Raw genomic sequence first — 19,687 nt, 5'->3', positions numbered from 1 at the left:
GCGGACGGGGACGCGTTGGCCGTCCTGCCTTTGGTTCGACCAAGGTTTGCCGGGCCTCTATCAACCGCGCATTCGATGCCCGTGGGTTGGGGCTACGGGGGTTTGGTAGGACCGCAGAATACGCTGACCGCCACGTTGGTATCGGCAGTCCTGCAGGATCTTTCGAAGTCGGACCTGTGGCGGGTCCATCTTCGTCCCAATCCGCTGCAGGCCCCGATATGGGCATCCATTGCGAACCGCCGCGGTGTGACTGCCGTGCCGTCACGCGCGCACGTCCTCGACCTCGACGGCGGTTTCGACACCGTGTGGCAGACACGGTTCAAGTCTGCCGTGCGCCGAGAGGTGCGCCGCGCGGAAGAGGCAGCGGTACACGTCGAAACCGATTCCAGCGGAGCGCTGGTGCCGGTGTTCTACGGGCTGCTGCTCAAGTCGTTCGATCGCTGGGCGACTCGACAGCACGAGCCCAAACTGCTTGCGCAGGCTCGCGGCCGCCGCAGGGATTCGCTACAGAAGTTCTCCACTATCGCCCAACGGATGGGAAAGCGGTGCCAGATATCGGTGGCGTGGTTCGAGGGGCAGCCGGTTGCTGCAGTCCTGGTGCTGCGCAGCGGTGCTGTAGCGCACTACACCCGGGGAGCGATGGACACGGATGTCGCGGTGCCGGTCAAAGTCAACAGCTTGCTTCACAAAGAGGCGATCGCCGCCGCGTGTCGCGACGGGTGCCGGCGCTACCACATGGGCGACTCCGGGTTCTCTGCTGGCTTAGCACAATTCAAAACCCGATTCGGTGCACAACAGTTCGACTTCGCCGAGTACTGGATCGAGCGACTTCCCGTCCATCGGGCCGGCCGGCTTACCCGCACAGCGGTCAAGACCGTGATCGGATTCCGCGATGCGTAACACGTTCGTACTGACCCTGGTTTGCGTCCTGGTGGGGCTTGCCTCGAGTTGTGCAACGTCACCGTCTCGGCACGCCGCCGCGGCTTTGGCGCCGGGACTTTACGTCTTCTTGGTCAACGCCAGGACCAGCGATGTCCAGATCCTCAACGCGGCCGACCTCACGCCCGTGGCCGAGCCGATCACCGTGGGGTCGGTGCCGTCCGATATCGCGCTCAGCCCAGACGGTCACCGAGGGTATGTCGTGAGCCCTTCTGAGAACGACGTCACCGTGATCGACACTGCCGCAGGCGTCGTCGTCGGGGATCCGATCCGTGTCGGCAGCTACCCGTCGGGGGTGGTGGTGAGCCCGGACGGAACGACGCTCTACATCGCCGGCGGTGAGACCGACGATGTCCGCGCCTATGACACGCTGACCCGCAAGCAGATCGGAGTTTCCGTGCGGGTTGGTGACGCGCCGGGCGGACTCGCCATCAGCCCCGACGGCGGGTTGATCTATGTCGCCAGCCAATACAGCAACGACGTTCGGGTCCTCGACACCGCAACGCTAGCGTTGGCCGCCAACCCCATCAGTGTCGGCGCCCGGCCCAATCAGGTGGCGGTCAGCCCTGACGGGCGGCGGGCTTACGTCGCCAACACGAGTGCGAACAGCGTCTCTGTCGTCGACACCGAAGCGCAACGTGTCATCGCGGCGGGGATCCCGGTCGGACACTATCCCTACGGGATCGCGGTCAGCAAAGACAGCCGATACGTGTTCGTGGCGAACCAGAACTCCGACACCGTGTCGGTCATCGACAGCGTCGCGATGCGGCCCGTCGCCACCATCGGTGTCATCGAGGCGCCGACCGCACTAGCCCTGAGCCCCGACGGAAGCCGACTCTACGTCGCAGGGATGTACGCGGACGCGGTGACGGTGATCGACACCACGACGAGACGCATCGTCGCCTCGTCGGGACGAGTCGGACAGGCGCCACGCGGAATTGCGGTGGGTCGGCTATGAGCACCTCTGTCAACGCATTACGCGGGTGCGACCGAGCGTTTCGGCAGCTCGTGAGCCTGGTGGTCACCATATCCATCGTCACCGCGTGCCAATTTCACCTCACCCGAAGTGAGGCAGAACCGGGAGCCTCGCGTACTCCCACCTTCGCCGACGAGTTCGACGGACCAGCGGGATCGACGCCTGACCCGCTGCACTGGACACCCGACGTAGGCGGAACAGGTTGGGGCAACGAGGAACTTCAGTACTACACACGCACGGGCAACGCATTTCTCGACGGTGCTGGGAACCTGGTGCTGGAAGCGGACCGACCCGGGTCGAGACTTCAATGTTGGTATGGGACATGCGACTACGTCAGCGCCAAACTCACCACCAAGTACAAGTTCTCGCAACGATACGGTGTTTTCGAAGCCCGCATCAAAGGCGCCGTCGGTACGGGTATGTGGGGTGCGTTCTGGTTGGTGGGAATCGATCTCGATGAAGTCGGGTTCCCGGAGGCCGGCGAGATCGACGTGGTCGAGACCATCGGGGATAGGCTGCGAGACATCGAGCAGCACGTGCAGGCGCCGAAGCTGCGCTGGGGTAAGGAATACGTTCTGCCCCATGGCCAGTCACTGGGAGACTGGCACACCTACAGCGTGCGGTGGACGCCCGAGCTCATCGAGTGGCAGGTCGACGGTCGGCCCACACGGATTATCACGAAGGACGAGGCCGGTCGATCGTGGGTGTTCGACCATCCGTTCTTCATTCTGCTCAACCTCGCAGTCGGAGGTGAATGGCCCGGTTCGCCCAACGATCAGACCGCTTTCCCGAACCGGATGCTTGTCGATTATGTCCGCGTCTACGCGTTACCGATCACTTAGCCCCTGGAGGTGAGCGTGAAGGCATCGGTGGTGCGACCCCAGGAACTCGGCCGAGACGAACTGGCCAGCTGGCGCGCGTATCAGTCCGCTGATTTGTCGTTGCAGACACCATTTCTGACACCGAATTTCGCTCTTGCCATGGCCAATGTCTGCGATCGTTCCCGGGTCATCGTCGTTGAAGATGGCTCGGCGATAGTCGGATTTCTTCCCGTCGAGTTGCGTTCGCGAGGGGTCGCCACGGCGATCGGGCGCAAGGTCAACACGCGCCAGGGGCTCGTGCACGCGACCGGATTCGAGTGGTCCTGGCTCGCGCTGCTCAAAGCGGCCGGCCTGGAGGTCCTCGAACTTCCCGACCTGATCGGAAACCAGTGGCATCGCATCCCCTCGCTGAAATCCGCGCTGGCCCCTGTCATCGACACCGACGGTGGCTGGGCGGTCTACCTGGACCGCATCGCCAAGCGCAAGGCGATCAAGACCGTTCTCTACAAAGAACGCAAGCTGCACCGCGACCATCCGGAAGCGGTGTTCTCCTCCGGCCCGGCGGCTGAGCACGTCGACCTGGACCAGCTGATCGCGTGGAAATCACGACAGTATCGACGTAGCGGATGGCCGGACCTGTTCGCCCGGCCCGGTATGGTCGCGTTGTTGCGTCGACTGGCCGACGAACCCGGCGAAGGTCTGTACTGCGTCGGCTCGTCCTTGAGGGTTGCCGGGCGAGTAATCGCGGCGGATCTGAGCATTGCCACCAACACCGTTTTCACAGGTTGGTTCTGCGCGCACGACCCCGAATGGGCTCGCTTCTCACCCGGAGCTATCCGCACGCTGCGGACGATCGAGGCTGCGTTCGCACGCGACGTGCACAGCATCGACTTGGCAAGGGGCGATGAACACTACAAGAACACTCTCAAGACCGGCGACCGGTTGGTCGCGACCGGTTTCGTGGGCCGTCGTTCACCACGTGCGCTCGCCTATGCGGCTTGTCGCCGCCCATCGTCGGCGGCCATGTCCTATGTGCTGTCACACCCCGAAGTCCGCGGCCTGGTCCGGGGCTCGTTGAGAAAAATCGGCGAAACCCGAGAAGCTCTCGCCAGCCGCGGAGCCTCATAACCCGAAGACATCGACAAGACAAGGAGTAGCGATGCCGACACTGGATTGGAACCGTCAGACGTGGGGCCAGGAACACGACTGGGCCCGGCACGGCGACGAATGGGATGACCTCGCCAGCTACTGCAGACGTCCTTACGCCATGTGGAAAGACGCGCTCGTCGAAACATTCATGGCGCCGTACGTCGTCGATGCGGATGTCGTCGAGATCGCACCCGGCTACGGACGCTGGTCGGAGTACATGGCCGAATCCGCCCGAAGCATCGTGTTGGTGGACATCAACGAGAACTGTTTGAACGCTTGCCGACAGCGGTTCGGGCACTTCGACAATTTCGACTACCAACTCGGAGACGGCACATCACTTCCCGTCGCGGACTCCAGCGTCGACTTCGTCTGGTCGTTCGACTCGTTCGTCCACATGGACCCCGATGTCGTGCGCTCCTACGTCTTCGAGATCGGCCGCGTGCTGCGCCCCGGCGGCAGCGCGATCGTGCACCACGCGGACAAGCGCCCCCGAAGCCTGACGTTGACGCCGTTGACTTCTCGCTTGGGCACCGTGGGCAGAGTTGTGCAGCAGATCGCGAGCCAGGGTCGACTGCGCGATGACGGCAACCGATCGAACGTCACGGGTCAGATGGTCGCCGACTGGGCCGCGAGCGCGGGTTTGACCGTGGCGCAAACCGATTCGTGGGGCGACTCGGGCAAATACAACGTGAGGAAGTACCGTGATCTGCTCAGCGTGCTGCACAAACCGCTTATCTGATCAGAGTTCCTCGACGCTCAGGATGCCGTCTTGGATCGCCCGGGCGATGAGCGCCGCCTTCGTCGACGCTGGCCGTCCGATCGCGGCGTATTTGGCTCTGACCCGCTGAAGGTGAGTGCGCACCGTCGTCGGCTCGATGTTGAGTCTTCGTGCGACTACATCTTTGTTCTCGGTCTGAAACCATGCGACCAGGACCTGGCGCTCGCGCTCGGTCAATCCGGGCCGCCCGACCGTTCGATCGTCCTGCAGCGCCCTGGCGGTGCGCGGGGCAATGTACGGAACACCCGCGTGGGCGGCATAGATGGCTTCGCGTAGATGCTTGCCGCTTTCGAACTTCGCCACATAGGTCAGCGCGCCCGCGTCCAGGCAGCTGAGGATGATCTCGTTCGACGTCCGATACGAATAGACGATCACCCGGTAACCCGCCTGGCTCAGGTGTCGAACCGCACCGAAGTTGGGGCCATGGCCCTCGTACTCTAGGGCCATCAACACCACGTCGACTCCGTCAGAAGCGCTCAGATGTTCAGCGATGAAGTCGGTCGGATGGAAATAGTTGCCGACGATCTTGATGAACGGCGAGCCATCCGCCGAAAGCCAGGCGTCCAAGCCTGCATGGACAACGTCCTGACCGTCGATCACCACGAGCGAAATCGGCGCTTGATGCCTCAATGGCGTATGCAATTGGACACCACCTCCGTTAGGCCGGGAGATCGAAGCGGTGCGGCCGATCGGTTCGGAGGTCGCATACCGGACGGTCCTGACGGTCTACCTCAGTCCAGTTGACGAAGCATAAGCTACACCTAGCGAACTTTACCCGTTTATCGGGCACGACGAGCCGATCGTTTCCTTATGTGTTTGTACCCTGTTGACATACCGGGCGGTATATCAGCGCCGCAGATTTGCTATCCAATTGCAGGTACGGCTCTTTTGCTGTGCAGTGCGTTTGCTGAAGAGTGTATGTGATTGCTGAAGAGTTTGCGTTAGTTGTGTTTTGCATTCAACGCAACGCGCTTGCCGTTGACGGGCGGGTTATTATTCCGATTCAAGATAATTAGCTGGCCTGCTCCCGGGGAACGATCGTCGCGGCCTCGCTGGCCTCGTCAGGCCGGAATCAGCTCCACCCCGGCCAGCGCCACGGCGTCGTCACGCTCCGGTGCGGTGACCACCCCAATGAAGCCGTCACCCTCTTTCCAGATGCGCGCCTTCAGCGTTTCGCCGGGGAACACCACTCCGGCGAAGCGCGCACCGTAGCTTGCGACGCGGGAGGTGTCGCCGTCGAGCAGGGTGTCCACCATCGCCTTGCACGTCATCCCGTAGGTGCACAACCCGTGCAGGATCGGACGCGGAAAGCCCGCGGCCGCTGCGAAATCCGGATCGGAGTGCAGCGGGTTACGGTCACCGCACATGCGGTAGAGCAGGGCCTGCTGCGGCGACGTCGGGATCGCCAGTTCGACGTCGGCCGCGCGCTGCGTGTGGTCCGAGGACGACGAAGAACCAGACGGACCTCGTTCGCCGCCGAAACCGCCCTCGCCGCGGGCGAAGATCGATCGTTTCTGCGTCCACAGCAGCGTGCCGTCCGGCGCGGTGACCGTTGTCTCCGACCAGATCACGGCCGCTTTGCCCTTGTCCCAGATGTCGGTGAACCGCGTGACCGCGCGACCGGTGCCCGACGGGGGAATCGGGCCGGGCGCCGACACGGCCTCGCTGGCGTGCAGCACCTTGGACAGCTCGATGTCGATCCCCGGGAACTTGACCGTCGGGGGCTCGGTCATGTGAAAGCTTTGTGCGACATTGCCGAACGTCGGCAGCACCTGCGGGGTGTCGTCGGCCAGATACCGCAGCTCGCGCTTGTCCATCGGGTCCATCCCGGCGCCGAGGCCGAGGTGGTAGAGCTGGATATCGCTGCTGGACCAAGAGAATTCGGCGGCGGGCAGTTCCGCGCCGAGGGCCTCGTCGAGATTGATGGGCATTAGTTCTTTCCTGTGTTCAATGTCGCAGGCTTCGCGGCTCCGGCAATGTGCAGCGCTGCAAGGTAACCGAACGTCATAGCCGGGCCGATGGTCCCGCCCGGACCGGGATAGGTGTGTCCCATCACCGGGGCGCTGACATTGCCTGCAGCATAGAGCCCTTCGATGATCGAACCGTCGTCGCGTAGCGCACGGCCGTGCACGTCGGTGCGAATACCACCCTTGGTGCCCAGATCGCCCGGCACCATCTTGGCGGCGTAGTACGGCCCATGGCTGATCTCACCGAGGTTGGGGTTGGGCTTGTTGGTGGGGTCGCCGTAATAGCGGTCGTAGGCGCTTTCCCCGCGCTTGAAGTCCTCGTCGACGCCCGAGCGGGCGAACCCGTTGAACCGCTCGACGGTCGCCTTGAACGCGTCGGCGGGCAGGCCCGCCTTCGCGGCGAGCTCGTCTAGGGTGTCGGCCTTGACGATGACGCCCGACTCAAGCCACTTGCTCGGGATACGTTGTCCCGGCTGCAAACCGGCGAAGATGTAGCGGTCGCGGTACTGCTGGTCGAACACCAGCCAGGCCGGGATGTTCTCGCCCGGGCCGGGTCCCTGCCCGTACTGCCCGCCGTACATGTGGTGGCAGGCCTCGACATACGGCATCGATTCGTTCATGAACCGCTTACCGGCCATGTTCACGATGATCGAGCCCGGCGAATTGCGCTCCGACAACGCGAACCACGGCGCACCGACCAGCGGCACCGTCGGACCCCACCAGGCGTCTTCCATGACGTCCAGTGCGGCGCCGAGCTTTTCGGCGGCCAGGATGCCGTCGCCGGTGTTGGCCACCGCGCCCACCGTCCACTCGGTGCTGATCGGCGCGCGTTGGTACTTCACCCGCATCTGCTCGTTGTGCTCGAAGCCGCCGGATCCGAGGATCACCCCGCGACGTGCTTTGATCAGTTCGGGCTCTGCGGATTCCGGGGCGTTGGCGTCGCGAACATAGATCCCCCGCACGATGCCATCCTCGATGTAGAGGTCGGTCAGCGCGGTGTTCAGCCGCACCGGCACGCCGGCTTTGCGCAACCCGATGCGTAGCGGCGCGATCAGCGCACGGCCCATGCCGACGAGGTTTTTGCCGGTGACCTTGCCCCAGGTGGCGCGCACGCCGACCTTGAGGCTGCGGAGCAACCCGCGGGGGTGGCGCTTGAGCTGGTTGAGCCGCACGTAGTCCTGCTGCATGACGACCATGTTCATCGGAACCTTGCCGTAGGGCGGCTCAAGCCTCGGCAGGTCGGGGCCCAGTTTGTTGGCGTTGAACGGCTTGGGCTCCACGGACCGCCCGGTGGGCTTGCCGCCGGGAGTCTCCGGGTAGTAGTCGGAGTAGCCGGGCACCCAGCACAGCTTCAGCGGCGAGTTCTTGAGCACGAACGACAACATCTCCGGGCCGCGTTCGAGGTAGGTGTCGATTTTTTCGGCAGGCACGACGTCGCCGATGATGTTGTGCAGGTAGGTGCGGGCGGCCTCGGGTGTGTCCTTGACCCCGTCGCGCTTGAGTACCTCGTTGTTCGGGATCCACACGCCGCCGCCTGACCGCGCAGTGGAACCGCCGTAGTGCGGCGCCTTCTCAACGACTATCGTCGAGAGTCCCTGGTGAGCAGCGGTGAGGGCGGCGACCATGCCGGCGGCGCCGCTCCCCACCACCACGACGTCGTACACCTGTCCGGTCATGTAGAACACGTTATAGAATTGCCCGGCCGACCTACAACTGCGCCGGTCGACGAAACGAGGGGACTTCACGTAAATGCTTAGTTCCGAGGTTCGTGAGCGACTGGCCGCCGATCTGGCCGAGGCCGAGCGCACCCGGGTTCCGATCTCGCCGTTGACCGACGGCCATCCGGATATCGACGTCGTTGATGCCTATGAGATCCAGCTGATCAACATCCGGCAGCGGGTCGCCGAAGGGGCGAAGGTCATCGGCCACAAGGTCGGGCTGTCGTCGAAGGCGATGCAGCAGATGATGAACGTCGACGAACCCGACTACGGACACCTGCTCGACGAGATGGAGGTGTTCGAGGACAAGCCCGTGAAATCCGCCGACTACCTCTATCCGCGCGTCGAGGTGGAGGTCGGGTTCATCCTCGCCGAGGACCTTCCCGGCGCCGACTGCACCGAGGATGACGTGCTGGCCGCGACGGCGGCGTTCGCGCCGGCCATCGAGTTGATCGACACCCGCATCAAGGACTGGAAGATCAAGCTCTGCGACACGATCGCCGACAACGCGTCCTCGGCGGGCTGGGTGCTCGGCCAGGCCCGCGTCGCGCCCTCAGACATCGACATCCGCAACATCGAGGCGGTGCTGACCCGCAACGGCGAGGTCGTCGCCAAGGGCCGCAGCGACGCCGTGCTGGGCAACCCGGTGACCGCCGTGGCCTGGCTGGCCCGCAAGGTGGAGGGATTCGGTGTCCGTCTCAAGGCGGGTGACATCGTGTTACCGGGATCGTGCACCAAGGCGTTCGACGCGACCCCCGGCGCTGAGTACGTCGCAGATTTCGCCGGGCTCGGCTCGGTGCGCCTGAGTTTCGAATAGTTAGGGAGCAGCTATGTCTGAGAAGGCCTCGGTAGCGATCGTCGGGTCGGGCAACATCAGCACCGACCTGCTCTACAAGTTGCTGCGTTCGGAGTGGTTGGAACCGCGCTGGATGATCGGCATCGACCCGGAGAGCGAGGGTCTGGCCCGCGCCCGCAAGCTCGGGCTGGAGACGTCGCACGAAGGCGTGGACTGGCTGCTGGCCCAGAGCGAGAAGCCCGACATGGTGTTCGAGGCCACCAGCGCCTATGTGCATCGCGACGCGGCGCCGAAGTACGCCGACGCCGGTATCCGCGCGATCGACCTGACACCCGCGGCGATCGGGCCCGGCGTGATCCCGCCGGCCAACCTGCGTGAGCACCTCGACGCTCCCAACGTCAACATGGTCACCTGCGGGGGACAGGCGACGATCCCGATCGTGTACGCGGTTTCCCGCGCCGTCGACGTGCCGTACGCCGAGATCGTCGCCTCGGTGTCGTCGGCGTCGGCCGGGCCGGGCACCAGGGCCAACATCGACGAGTTCACCAAGACCACGGCCGCCGGGGTGGAGGTGATCGGCGGCGCCCAGCGGGGCAAGGCCATCATCATCCTCAACCCGGCCGAGCCACCGATGATCATGCGCGACACCATCTTCTGCGCGATCCCCGAAGATGCCGACCACGACGCGATCACGCAATCCATCCGCGACGTCGTCGCCGAGGTGCAGACGTACGTGCCCGGATACCGGCTGCTCAACGACCCGCAGTTCGACGAACCGTCGGTGGTCAACGGCGGCAACCACCTCGTCACAACATTTATCGAGGTGGAGGGTGCGGGCGACTACCTGCCGCCCTACGCTGGAAACCTGGACATCATGACCGCCGCGGCGGCCAAGGTAGGCGAGGAGATCGCGAAAGAATCCCTCGCCACGACGGCAGGAGGCCAGGCATGAGTGTTACCGACGAGATCTACTTCAACCCGATCTGGGACGTCCGGATGACGGACACCTCCCTGCGTGACGGCAGCCACCACAAACGTCACCAGTTCACCAAGGACGAGGTGCATGCGATCGTCGCCGCGCTGGACGCCGCGGGCGTGCCGGTCATCGAGGTGACCCACGGTGATGGGCTCGGCGGGTCGAGCTTCAACTACGGGTTCTCCAAGACCCCGGAGCAGGAGCTGATCAAGCTGGCCGCCCAGACGGCCAAGGAATCCAAGATCGCCTTTCTGATGCTGCCCGGTGTCGGCACCAAGGAGGACATCAAGGAAGCCCAGAACAACGGCGGGTCGATCTGCCGCATCGCCACCCACTGCACCGAGGCCGACGTGTCGATCCAGCACTTCGGCCTGGCGCGCGAGCTGGGCCTGGAGACCGTCGGCTTCCTGATGATGAGCCACACAATTCCGCCGGAGAAGCTGGCCGCCCAGGCCCGCATCATGGCCGACGCCGGCTGCCAGTGCGTCTACGTCGTCGACTCCGCAGGCGCCCTGGTGCTCGAGGGCGTCCGGGACCGGGTTCAGGCGCTCGTGGCCGAGTTGGGGTCGGATGCTCAAGTTGGATTTCACGGTCACGAGAACCTCGGGCTCGGCGTCGCCAACTCGATCGAGGCGGTGCGTGCGGGAGCCAAGCAGATCGACGGGTCCTGCCGCCGGTTCGGCGCGGGCGCGGGCAACGCTCCCGTCGAGGCGCTGATCGGGGTGTTCGACAAGATCGGCGTCAAGACCGGTATCGACTTCTTCGACATCGCCGATGCGGCCGAAGAGGTCGTCGCGCCCGCGATGCCCGCCGAGTGCCTGCTGGACCGCAACGCGCTGATCATGGGCTACTCCGGGGTGTACTCGAGCTTCCTCAAGCACGCGATCCGCCAGTCGGAGCGCTACGGCGTGCCCGCCCACCAACTGCTGCACCGCGCGGGGCAGCGCAAGCTGATCGGCGGCCAGGAGGACCAGCTCATCGACATCGCGCTGGAGATCAAGCGCGAACAGGACGCCGCGTCGACCGCCGGCTAGCGCATCCGGCCGGTACCCTCGGCGTGGGTTTTCGACTGCCCCACGACATCGGGGGGATCTGACGGACCAGCTACTGGCAGCAGGCGCAAACGCCGTCCGCGTCGGGGACCTCACCGGCCCCCCGCGCGCACGGGGCTGGATCCACCTCATCTTCGCGGTAGTGGCCGTCGTCGCCGGTGCGGCGATGGTGCCCGTTGCGTGGAGTTCGGGCACCCCGCGCGCCGGATGGTCGGCGCTGGTCTACGTGGCCGCCATCATCGCCATGTTCGCCGTCAGCGCCGTCTATCACCGGGTCCGCTGGGTTTCGGCGGTCGCGCACCGATGGATGATGCGCGTCGACCACTCGACGGTGTTCATATTCATCGCCGCCACATACACGCCACTGGCGGTGGTGGCGATGCCGCCGCAGATCGGATCGAAGATGTTGGCCATCGTCTGGACGGGGGCCGGGCTGGGCGTTGCGCTCAAGTTGGTGTGGCCGTCGACGCCCCGATGGGTCGGTGTGCCGCTGTATCTTCTGCTCGGCTACGTCGCCGTCTGGTTCGCCGAAACCCTGCTTGACGGAGCAGGTCTGGCGGTCGTCGCCCTCCTGGTCGCCGGCGCGGTGCTCTACAGCCTCGGCGCCGTCGTCTACGGCGTGCAATGGCCCAACCCATGGCCGCAGACGTTCGGGCACCATGAGTTCTTCCACGCGTTCACCGTGGCTGCAGCGGTCTGCCACTTCGTCGCGATCTGGCTTGTCGTTACCTAGTTGCACGATGGAGCGATGACAACGCGAGAGCAAGCCCAAACGATCCTCGAGCAGTTGGCCGGGCCGCAGGCGAAGTTGCGCGACGACCAGTGGGCCGCGATCGAGGCGTTGGTCGTACACCGTCGGCGCGCATTGGTGGTCCAGCGCACCGGTTGGGGCAAGTCCGCGGTCTACTTCATCGCCGCCAAACTGCTGCGCGCAGACGGGCACGGCCCGACGGTGATCGTGTCACCGCTGCTGGCGCTGATGCGCAACCAGGTGGCCGCCGCCGAACGTGCGGGCGTGCACGCCGCGACCATCAACTCGAGCAACGTCGCCGAGTGGGACGACATCCACCGCCGGGTGCGCGCCGGTGACCTCGATGTGCTGCTGGTGAGCCCAGAACGGTTGAACAACCCGGACTTTCGCGACGCGGTGTTGCCCGCGCTGGCCCATGACGCCGGGTTGGTCGTGGTCGACGAGGCGCACTGCGTCTCCGACTGGGGCCACGACTTCCGCCCCGATTACCGGCGGATCCGCACGCTGATCGCCGAACTCGGCGCCGACATCCCGGTGCTGGCTACGACGGCGACGGCCAATGACCGCGTCGTCGACGATGTCGCGGCGCAGTTGGGCGTCGGCGGCGGTGACACCCTGGTGCTGCGCGGCGGCCTGGACCGAGAGTCGCTGCGGCTGTCGGTGGTGAAGGCCGGTAATCCCGCGCAACGCGCGGCTTGGCTTGCGGCGCATCTGGATTCGTTGCCCGGCTCTGGCATCGTGTACACGCTGACGGTGGCGCAGGCCCACGACATCGCCGCACTGCTGCGCGAACACGGGCACCCGGTGGCGGCCTACACCGGTTCGACCGAGGCGGCGGAGCGCGAACAGCTCGAGGCGGATCTGTTGGCCAACCGGGTCAAGGCGCTGATCGCGACGTCGGCGCTGGGCATGGGGTTCGACAAACCCGACCTTGGCTTCGTGGTACATCTGGGCGCCCCGTCTTCGCCGATCGCCTACTACCAGCAGGTCGGCCGCGCCGGCCGGTCGACCGAGAGCGCGGAGGTGGTGCTACTGCCCGGCCGCGAGGACCAGGACGTCTGGCGGTATTTCGCGTCCGTCGCGTTCCCACCGGAAGCACTGGTACGCAAGGTGATCCGGGAGCTCGACCCGGAGCGCCCGCTGTCGACGGCCGCTTTGGAGCCGATCGTCGATCTGAACCGCACGCGGCTGGAGATGGTGCTCAAGGTGCTCGACGTCGACGGTGCGGTGCGGCGCGTCAAGGGCGGTTGGGTCGGCACGGGTCAGGAGTGGACCTACGACGAAGCGCGCTACCGCAAGCTCGACGAGGCGCGCAAGCGTGAGCAGCAGGCGATGCTCGACTACCAAGCGACCGATGGCTGCCGAATGGCGTTCCTGCGAGCACAACTCGACGATCCCGAACTGGTCGAGGGGGAGCGGTGCGGTCGTTGTGACAACTGCACGGGTGCGCGCTACGACGCCGTCGTCGACGCCGCCGCCGTGGCGGACACCCGAGCCCGGCTCATGCGGCCCGGCGTCGAGTTGTCTCCGCGGAAGCAGTGGCCGACCGGGCTGGACAAAATCGGGCTGAACCTTCGTGGCCGCATCACCGACGGCCCGGCAACCGGCCGGGTCATCGGGCGGTTGACGGACCTCGGGTGGGGCGCGCGGTTGCGCCGCCTGCTCGACGAACCCGATGCGGAGGTGCCGGGTGAGGTGGTCGAGGCCGCGGTGCAGGTGTTGGCGGCGTGGGATTGGGAGACCCGCCCGACGGCGGTGATGGCGCTGGATTCGGACACCCATCCCGCGCTGATCACGTCGCTGGCGCGCGAACTCGCCCGCCTGGGTCGGCTGAACGACCTTGGGGTGCTGCGCTATGCGCCTGGGCGCAGGCCGGTGACCGCGGCGAATTCGGCCTACCGCGTGGCTGCGCTGGACGGTGCGTGGCAGCCGCCTGACCTGGCCGGAAACGCAGGTCCGGTGCTGCTGGTGGACGACGTGACCGATACGGGGTGGACGCTGACGATGGCATCGCGGCTGGTCAGGGCATCGGGCGCGGCCGAGGTGCTGCCGTTTGCGCTGGCCAGCGTGAGCTGAGCTGGGGTTTGTTTAGCCTTCCCCGGGCACGGGTTAGCCCCTTGGGAGCGACCACCGAGTCGCAGACCGAAGGAGAGAAATTCATGAAAATGTCCGCAACGACCGTTCGACGCGGTCTGTACGGAATGTTCGCCGGGGGTCTGCTTGCTTTCGGGTCCGCAGCGATCGTCACGCCGGTCGTCAACGCACAACCGGCGCAGGAGACCGACTGCAGCGTGAGCGCGATTGCCACCACCTCGAGCACGGTGGCGGCGTCGACCGGCACCTACCTCGCCGCCAACCCGGAGGCGAACCAGGCGCTGACGCAGATCACGACGCAGTCGCCTGCCGAGCCGACCGAGGCGTTCAGCGCATACTTCGAGCAGAACCCGCAGGTCGAATCGGAGCTGAAGGCGATCAACCAGCCGGCAGCGGAAATCTCGAATCAGTGTGGCGTTGAGGTGAACCCGACGCCGATTTCCGAGGCGCTGACTGACGCCTAACCCAATAGTGCGACCTTGTGGCGCCGGTTTCGACCGGCGCCACAAGTGCGTTCGGGCGGCTACGGCATGTACAGAACCGGTCCGCCGGGGCCGACCGGCACCACTTCGTACGTGCCGTCGCCGGTGCGTTCGGGGTTCTGGCCGGGATCGGCTGTCCCCGCGGTGGGCGCTTGGACGACTTCACCGGGGCTTTGTGGTGCGGTCTGGGCTGTCGCGGGCGGCGCCTCGCACTTGCCGCGACCGAAATTGCCAGTCGAGTTCCATTCGCCGCCCGACATTTCGCAGCAGAACCTAATTTCGTCGCGATACGTCTGGGCGGTGGTCGTGCCGTTGCCGTACCGCTTGTTTGCGCCGTCGACGCACGTGTCGTACGCCCCGATGTCCCAGGAGTCCTTCCCGTGGGAGACAGCTGGTTGGATCAACCCACCCAGGAGGAGACCGACCGCGGTGACACCGAGGGTGATGAATCGAAGGCTCATTTTTCGTTCCTTTTGAGAGTCGATGGATTTGTCAGGGCATGTAGAGGACAGGCCCGCCGGGGCCGATCGGTACCGCTTCGTAGGTGCCGCTGCCGGTGCGTTCGGGGTTCTGGCCGGGATCGGCTGTTCCCGCGCTGGGCGCTTGGACGACTTCGCCGGGGCTTTGTGGTGCGGTCTGGGCCGTTGCGGGCGGCGCCTCGCACTTGCCCAGCCCGGCGTTCCACTGCCCGCCGGACATATCGCAGCAGGCTTTCAGATCGCTCGAAAACCGCTCTGAATCCAGATGGACAACCACGTAGTCGTCGACCGCTTTGTCGTAGCAAGCGTCGAACGCCCCGATGTCCCACTCGTCTTTCGCCTGAGAGACCGCCGGCGGGACGAGTCCGCCGATCGCCACGGCGATTACAGCGGGTCCGAACACCCACAACCCATAGTTCTTCATCTTGTTTCCCTTCAGTCGATCACTTGCTCACCGGCTGATTCCCCCGCAAATGCAGTGATGAGAGATATGACGGAACCACCGTCGCGAATCGTGGTTGCAGTTGCGTTGCAGCGTCGTTGCAATAACTCAGGTCAGCGCGGTGACCTGCGGACCGCCGTCGGCCAGGTAGCGCACCATGCCGACTTCGGCGCACTGGGCGGTGAGCTGTGCCAGCAGTTGTGTGGCTTGGTCGATGCGGTCCGCCGCAACGAGTGCGGCCACCAACAGACGGTTCCCCTGAAGCAGTGCGCGCGGGCGCGCCTGCCGCTCGAGCCTTTTCACCCAGGACATAGCGCGTTCACACGCCAGGCCGGGGTCGGTGTCGAGGAGCCGCAGGATCTCCGCCTCGTCGCGCAGCTGAGCGGTGATCTCGGCACCGAGCCCGTCGTCGGGCGTCGATCCGATGGGGTTGAGGGACTCGGCGGGCACGTTCAGCCGCAGCCGCTCCACCTCCACAGCCGCGCCGAGCCGCGTAAGGCCGACGGCCCTCGCTACTTGCGATCCTTCGTCCAGCAGCCTGTGCGCAGCGTCGTGCTGGCCGATCGCGACCTTGATCCGCGCCCCGGCGCAGCAGCGGGCGATCATGAACTCCACCGGCGGACCGCCACCCGTGCCGAACCGGCCGCTGTCTTCGAGCAGGCGGTCGGCATCGCTCAGTTCCCCACGCTCGTAAAGCACCTCCGCCAGCAGCGCATAGGCGACTCGCGCCGCGTGCGAGAAAGGCGCCTGCGATTGCCTGGCGATCCGTACCGCCTCGCGGAGCCGACGTTCCGCTTCCACTATGTCGAGTTGCTGCGAAGCAGCAATAGCCGCAAGACAGTGCCCGTAGATCAGCACGAACGAGTTGCCGCACCGATGGTGGTATTCGGCAGCCCAGTCCTGCCATCGGCGGGCGGCGGCATAATCGAACCGAGAGATCTCGAGGAACGACGCGACGTTCGCCGCGGTGCCGACAACGAAGGGTGACAGGGCTTCCGGCCGTGACAAGCAATCGGATAACAACTCATCCACGCCGGTGTCTCGGTCGGTCCAGACTTCGGCAAGCGCGCGGAAAACATCTGCCTCGACCCGCATTTCCCAAACTTCGGAGGGTGAAAGATTCCTCGCTTCGAGCGCGGTCTCGAACCCATCCAGCGCGGCGCGGGCCCCTTCCGGCTGTTGCAGCAGGCTGTGTGCGCGCGCTAGAAAAAGTTGCAGTCTGGGACTGGGCGTGGGGATTTTCGGCGGCAACGTGGCAACCAGCGCCCGCAGCGTCGACAGCTGCGCTTGTTGCTCCAGATCGACCTCGTGCCGCTCGATGAGGTCGATGGCACGGTCCTCGTCTCCGGCCGCGACCGCATGGCTGATGGCCTCGCGAAGCAGGTTGTGGTCAGCGAACCACTTGGATGCGGTCGCATGCAATCCCGGGATCCGTTGCGGCTGATCGTATTCCAGACGACGGCGCAGGAACTCCGCGAACAGTTGGTGATAGCAGAACCACTCTCGCTCGTCGTCGAGCCGACGCAGAAACAGGTCGCGCCTCTCTGCATCCTCCAGAAGAGCCTGGCCGTTGGTGACACCGGCCAACGCGGAAGCCAGATCACCGGAGACACGCTCGACAACCGATGTGGCCCTGAGGAAGTCGAGCATTTCCGGGTCGAGTGAATCGAGCACGTTCTCGGCCAGGTACTCGCCGATGGCATGGTGGCGTCCCGACATGCGCTCGATCAAGGCGGTGGGGTCGTCGCAGTTGCGAAGCGACAGCGATGCGAGCTGTAGTGCGGCGACCCAGCCCTCGGTGGTTCGTTCGAGCTTCGCGACCTCCGAGCCTGTCAGCGCCAGCCCGCCGAGCTCGACGAGTAAGGTATGCGACTCGGAGGTATCGAAACGCAGAGCAGCGGAGTCGATCTCGACGAGCTCGTCCCGTACCCGCATGCGGCCAAGCGGCAATCCCGAGCGGCTGCGCGTGGTCACGACGACCTGCAGGTGCGGACCGCTGTGGTCGAGCAGGTATGCCATGACCTCGGTGGTCGCGTCGTCGGTGATGCGATGCCAGTCGTCGATGACCACACACGTTGGGGCGTCGTTGGTCTCGATGTCGTTGATCAATGCCGTCAGCGCGTAGCGTGTAGCGGCGGCGCCGCGCTCCTCCAGCGCTTGGCGCAGTTCTAGTGCCAGCGATGGACGCACGGTGCGTACGGCGTCGATCAGGTGGGCAAGGAACCGCACCTCGTTGTTGTCGTCGTCATCGACGGTCAGCCACGCCACCGCGACACCCTCTTCGACCAGCGCTTCGCGCCACTGCACAGCCAGTGTCGTCTTGCCGAACCCGGCCGGCCCGTGGATGACGATCAGCCGGCGGGGGCCGTCGGCGCGCACCGCGTCGATCAGGCGCGGGCGACGAACGAGTCGGCGCGTCGGCGTCGACGGCCGGTACTTGGTCACCGCGGCAGGCGGAGCCGCATCGCTGCGCGGCGAGGCGTCGACCGTGTGCAGCAGCGACGGATCGTGGCGCAAGATCTCGGTTTCGAGGTCGCGAAGCGCAGGGCCAGGGTCGACGCCGAGTTCGTCACAGAGGCGTCTGCGCGCCGACGCTGCGACGGCGAGCGCGTCGGCTTGCCGCCCTGACCGGTACAGCGCCAACATGAGCCTGCAGTGCACCTGCTCGCGATAGGGATGCGCCGCGGCCAACCGTTGGAGTTCGCTGATCACCGCATGGTGCCGACCGAGCGCAAGATCGGCGTCGATGCGGTACTCCGTTGCGACCAACCGAAGTTCGTCGAGGCGCGCCGTCTCGGCGGCGGCGAATTGGGGTTGCCCCAAGTCCTCGAGCACGGCTCCGCGCCACAGGCGCAGCGCATCGCCGAGCAGTTCGGATGCGCGCACCGGGTCGCCGACCCGTAGCGCCTCTTGGCCGGCGCGGAGCCGCCGTTCGAACCGGGCGGTATCGAGCCGATCGGGTTGCACGAACATGCCGTAACCGGCCTGCCGGGTGACGAGCGCATCTTCTGCGCCGACCGTGGCGAGCCGTGACCGCAGCCGCGATACGTGGGCGCGCAGCGTGACGTCCGCGCTCGGCGGTGGGTCGCCGCACCAGAGCGCGTCGGCGATCTGGTCCGCGGGCAGGATCCTGTTCGGCGAGAGCAACAGCAGCCCCAGAAGTTCGCGCTGTTTGCGGCCACCCAAGGCGAGTGGCTCGTCACCGTCGACGCCCACCGCGACCGGGCCGAGGACGCCGAAAACCGGCCTCCCGCTCACCGCGCCGCTCCACCGGCTTTCACCAGGTGAGCGTATACGTTGAGGGGCTAAGGCTGCGTCGGTTTCACCCCGCCCAGCTGCGCCGTCACGGCGTCGGCCGTCGCGACCAAAGCGCGTGCTCGCTCGGTGATCTCGGCGTCGGTCAGCGCCGTTCCGATGTGCATCGAGGCGACCATGACCTGTCGTCGGTAGTGGTCGTACACCGGCGCCGAGATCACGCTGATGTCATGGCGCCTGCGGGGACCGGAGTTCTCGTCGCGCAGATACACCCGCTCGCCGATGTCGGACACCAATTCGCCCAGCAGAGCGCGTAATTCGTCGGGCAAGTCGGTCGACATACCGGCCATCAGGGAGTACAGCCGGCGCCCACCGGGCGTCAGCCGCTCGACGAGGTATCCATCCGCGCGGCACTCTCCGACCACCCGGTTCAGGCGTCCGGTGTTGGTCCGCAACGGCAGCGTAGGCTCCTTGGCCAACCATTCGCGTTCGGCCTCGTCGTCCCACAGCACGAACATCAGGCCCACCGGCGGGGCGAACGGATAGCTCTGGCCGACCTCGACCCCGGGCCGGGCGCCGGGCGGCGCCACCAGGTCTAGCACCGTGATCCGGTCGTCGACCACGCCCGAGAGCGCCGCGGTGACGCCGAACCGCGCCGAGAGCCGACGCAGTTCCTCCCGTGCGGCGGGGTTGACGCGCATCGACTCCTGGGCCCGGTGACCGAGGGTGATCAGCGACGGGCCCAGCCGGTAGGTCTTGTCGGCGCCGTCGCGCACCAGGTAGCCCGCGTCGCACAACGCGGTGACGATGCCCAGGCAGGTGGGCTTGCTCAGACCCACGCGGCGCGCCAGGTCCGACACACCGAAGCGCTCCGTGGGACGGTCCGCGAGATAGTCCAGGACGCGTACCACCCGATCGGTCGGAGGTGACGCGCGGCCGGTCGGGGTGGACACGTCAGCAGCGTACTCTTTTGTTCCATATATGTACCGCAGCGGTCGAAATATTGACTCTT

19 protein-coding genes are annotated in these 19,687 nt (G+C 65.8%); 12 read left to right on the top strand and 7 right to left on the bottom strand.

Features of this window, described 5'->3' with window-relative positions; translation table 11 throughout:
- Positions 1-246: 246 nt before the first annotated feature.
- Genes ABQE93_RS13240 through ABQE93_RS13220 form a run of 5 tightly spaced genes read left to right on the top strand, consistent with a single transcriptional unit; the run spans position 247 to position 4,624 of the window.
- On the top strand, positions 247-900 hold the full coding sequence (locus tag ABQE93_RS13240) for a GNAT family N-acetyltransferase (RefSeq protein WP_448407357.1): 654 nt from the start codon (positions 247-249) through the stop codon (positions 898-900).
- Positions 893-1,897 (top strand): beta-propeller fold lactonase family protein, encoded by a 1,005-nt coding sequence (locus ABQE93_RS13235; RefSeq protein ID WP_448407358.1) that lies wholly within the window; start codon positions 893-895, stop codon positions 1,895-1,897. Before ABQE93_RS13240 ends, ABQE93_RS13235 begins: the two co-directional genes overlap by 8 nt.
- A gap of 50 nt (positions 1,898-1,947) precedes the next feature.
- Positions 1,948-2,757, top strand: coding sequence for a glycoside hydrolase family 16 protein (locus ABQE93_RS13230; RefSeq protein WP_448407359.1), 810 nt, complete (start codon positions 1,948-1,950; stop codon positions 2,755-2,757).
- A gap of 9 nt (positions 2,758-2,766) precedes the next feature.
- Entirely contained in the window at positions 2,767-3,864 is a 1,098-nt protein-coding gene (locus ABQE93_RS13225) for a GNAT family N-acetyltransferase (protein WP_448407361.1), read from the top strand.
- 31 nt (positions 3,865-3,895) lie between these two features.
- Positions 3,896-4,624, top strand: coding sequence for a class I SAM-dependent methyltransferase (locus ABQE93_RS13220; RefSeq protein ID WP_448407363.1), 729 nt, complete (start codon positions 3,896-3,898; stop codon positions 4,622-4,624).
- Here the strand turns inward: ABQE93_RS13220 and ABQE93_RS13215 are convergent, their stop codons facing one another.
- The 3 genes from ABQE93_RS13215 to kstD all read right to left on the bottom strand — a co-directional run bounded on the left by ABQE93_RS13215 (position 4,625) and on the right by kstD (position 8,306).
- Positions 4,625-5,263, bottom strand: coding sequence for a LuxR C-terminal-related transcriptional regulator (locus ABQE93_RS13215; RefSeq protein WP_448408014.1), 639 nt, complete (start codon positions 5,261-5,263; stop codon positions 4,625-4,627).
- A gap of 461 nt (positions 5,264-5,724) precedes the next feature.
- The gene (locus ABQE93_RS13210; RefSeq protein ID WP_448407365.1) at positions 5,725-6,594 is read right to left on the bottom strand and encodes an enoyl-CoA hydratase ChsH3; all 870 of its coding nucleotides are present in this window, start codon (positions 6,592-6,594) and stop codon (positions 5,725-5,727) included.
- A complete protein-coding gene (kstD, locus tag ABQE93_RS13205; RefSeq protein WP_448407366.1) occupies positions 6,594-8,306 on the bottom strand; it encodes a 3-oxosteroid 1-dehydrogenase in 1,713 nt (570 codons plus the stop codon). Before kstD ends, ABQE93_RS13210 begins: the two co-directional genes overlap by 1 nt.
- Positions 8,307-8,379: 73 nt before the next feature.
- Here kstD and ABQE93_RS13200 point away from each other — a divergent pair, with 73 nt between their 5' ends.
- The 6 genes from ABQE93_RS13200 to ABQE93_RS13175 are packed head-to-tail and all read left to right on the top strand — an operon-like array spanning position 8,380 to position 14,481.
- A complete protein-coding gene (locus ABQE93_RS13200; protein WP_448407367.1) occupies positions 8,380-9,165 on the top strand; it encodes a 2-keto-4-pentenoate hydratase in 786 nt (261 codons plus the stop codon).
- Between the two features lie 13 nt (positions 9,166-9,178).
- The gene (locus ABQE93_RS13195; protein ID WP_448407369.1) at positions 9,179-10,096 is read left to right on the top strand and encodes an acetaldehyde dehydrogenase (acetylating); all 918 of its coding nucleotides are present in this window, start codon (positions 9,179-9,181) and stop codon (positions 10,094-10,096) included.
- On the top strand, positions 10,093-11,154 hold the full coding sequence (dmpG, locus tag ABQE93_RS13190) for a 4-hydroxy-2-oxovalerate aldolase (protein WP_448407371.1): 1,062 nt from the start codon (positions 10,093-10,095) through the stop codon (positions 11,152-11,154). Before ABQE93_RS13195 ends, dmpG begins: the two co-directional genes overlap by 4 nt.
- 58 nt (positions 11,155-11,212) lie before the next feature.
- Positions 11,213-11,905 carry a PAQR family membrane homeostasis protein TrhA gene (gene trhA / locus ABQE93_RS13185; protein WP_448408016.1) on the top strand — a complete coding sequence of 231 codons (693 nt, stop codon included), beginning with the start codon at positions 11,213-11,215 and terminating at the stop codon, positions 11,903-11,905.
- 15 nt (positions 11,906-11,920) lie between these two features.
- Positions 11,921-13,999 carry a RecQ family ATP-dependent DNA helicase gene (locus tag ABQE93_RS13180; protein WP_448407373.1) on the top strand — a complete coding sequence of 693 codons (2,079 nt, stop codon included), beginning with the start codon at positions 11,921-11,923 and terminating at the stop codon, positions 13,997-13,999.
- A gap of 41 nt (positions 14,000-14,040) precedes the next feature.
- Positions 14,041-14,481, top strand: coding sequence for a hemophore-related protein (locus ABQE93_RS13175; RefSeq protein ID WP_448407375.1), 441 nt, complete (start codon positions 14,041-14,043; stop codon positions 14,479-14,481).
- A gap of 59 nt (positions 14,482-14,540) precedes the next feature.
- Here ABQE93_RS13175 and ABQE93_RS13170 read toward each other — a convergent pair whose 3' ends face one another.
- The 3 genes from ABQE93_RS13170 to ABQE93_RS13160 all read right to left on the bottom strand — a co-directional run bounded on the left by ABQE93_RS13170 (position 14,541) and on the right by ABQE93_RS13160 (position 18,567).
- Positions 14,541-14,960: a hypothetical protein gene (locus tag ABQE93_RS13170; protein ID WP_448407377.1), complete on the bottom strand. Its 420-nt coding sequence runs from the start codon at positions 14,958-14,960 to the stop codon at positions 14,541-14,543.
- A gap of 31 nt (positions 14,961-14,991) precedes the next feature.
- Positions 14,992-15,402, bottom strand: coding sequence for a hypothetical protein (locus ABQE93_RS13165; RefSeq protein WP_448407379.1), 411 nt, complete (start codon positions 15,400-15,402; stop codon positions 14,992-14,994).
- A 126-nt stretch (positions 15,403-15,528) separates the two neighbouring features.
- Positions 15,529-18,567 carry a BTAD domain-containing putative transcriptional regulator gene (locus ABQE93_RS13160; protein WP_448408019.1) on the bottom strand — a complete coding sequence of 1,013 codons (3,039 nt, stop codon included), beginning with the start codon at positions 18,565-18,567 and terminating at the stop codon, positions 15,529-15,531.
- Here ABQE93_RS13160 and ABQE93_RS13155 point away from each other — a divergent pair.
- Entirely contained in the window at positions 18,469-18,708 is a 240-nt protein-coding gene (locus ABQE93_RS13155; RefSeq protein WP_448408071.1) for a hypothetical protein, read from the top strand. The genes ABQE93_RS13160 and ABQE93_RS13155 overlap by 99 nt on opposite strands.
- 17 nt (positions 18,709-18,725) lie before the next feature.
- On the opposite strand, the gene ABQE93_RS13150 is transcribed toward ABQE93_RS13155, so the two are convergent.
- Positions 18,726-19,628: an IclR family transcriptional regulator gene (locus ABQE93_RS13150; RefSeq protein WP_448407381.1), complete on the bottom strand. Its 903-nt coding sequence runs from the start codon at positions 19,626-19,628 to the stop codon at positions 18,726-18,728.
- Between the last annotated feature and the right edge of the window lie 59 nt (positions 19,629-19,687).

It is taken from the genome of Mycolicibacterium sp. XJ662 (assembly GCF_053484035.1).
The sequence above is the reverse complement of the archived record's forward strand: the minus strand, read 5'-3'. Positions and strand labels throughout refer to the sequence as shown.

What these genes read in the sequence shown, in the direction of transcription:
- ABQE93_RS13235 (WP_448407358.1), top strand. Translation starts at nt 893, where the DNA reads ATGCGTAACACGTTCGTACTGACCCTGGTTTGCGTCCTGGTGGGGCTT.
- ABQE93_RS13220 (WP_448407363.1), top strand. Translation starts at nt 3,896, where the DNA reads ATGCCGACACTGGATTGGAACCGTCAGACGTGGGGCCAGGAACACGAC.
- ABQE93_RS13210 (WP_448407365.1), bottom strand. Translation starts at nt 6,594, where the DNA reads ATGCCCATCAATCTCGACGAGGCCCTCGGCGCGGAACTGCCCGCCGCC.
- kstD (WP_448407366.1), bottom strand. Translation starts at nt 8,306, where the DNA reads ATGACCGGACAGGTGTACGACGTCGTGGTGGTGGGGAGCGGCGCCGCC.
- ABQE93_RS13200 (WP_448407367.1), top strand. Translation starts at nt 8,380, where the DNA reads ATGCTTAGTTCCGAGGTTCGTGAGCGACTGGCCGCCGATCTGGCCGAG.
- ABQE93_RS13195 (WP_448407369.1), top strand. Translation starts at nt 9,179, where the DNA reads ATGTCTGAGAAGGCCTCGGTAGCGATCGTCGGGTCGGGCAACATCAGC.
- dmpG (WP_448407371.1), top strand. Translation starts at nt 10,093, where the DNA reads ATGAGTGTTACCGACGAGATCTACTTCAACCCGATCTGGGACGTCCGG.
- ABQE93_RS13180 (WP_448407373.1), top strand. Translation starts at nt 11,921, where the DNA reads ATGACAACGCGAGAGCAAGCCCAAACGATCCTCGAGCAGTTGGCCGGG.
- ABQE93_RS13170 (WP_448407377.1), bottom strand. Translation starts at nt 14,960, where the DNA reads ATGAGCCTTCGATTCATCACCCTCGGTGTCACCGCGGTCGGTCTCCTC.
- ABQE93_RS13165 (WP_448407379.1), bottom strand. Translation starts at nt 15,402, where the DNA reads ATGAAGAACTATGGGTTGTGGGTGTTCGGACCCGCTGTAATCGCCGTG.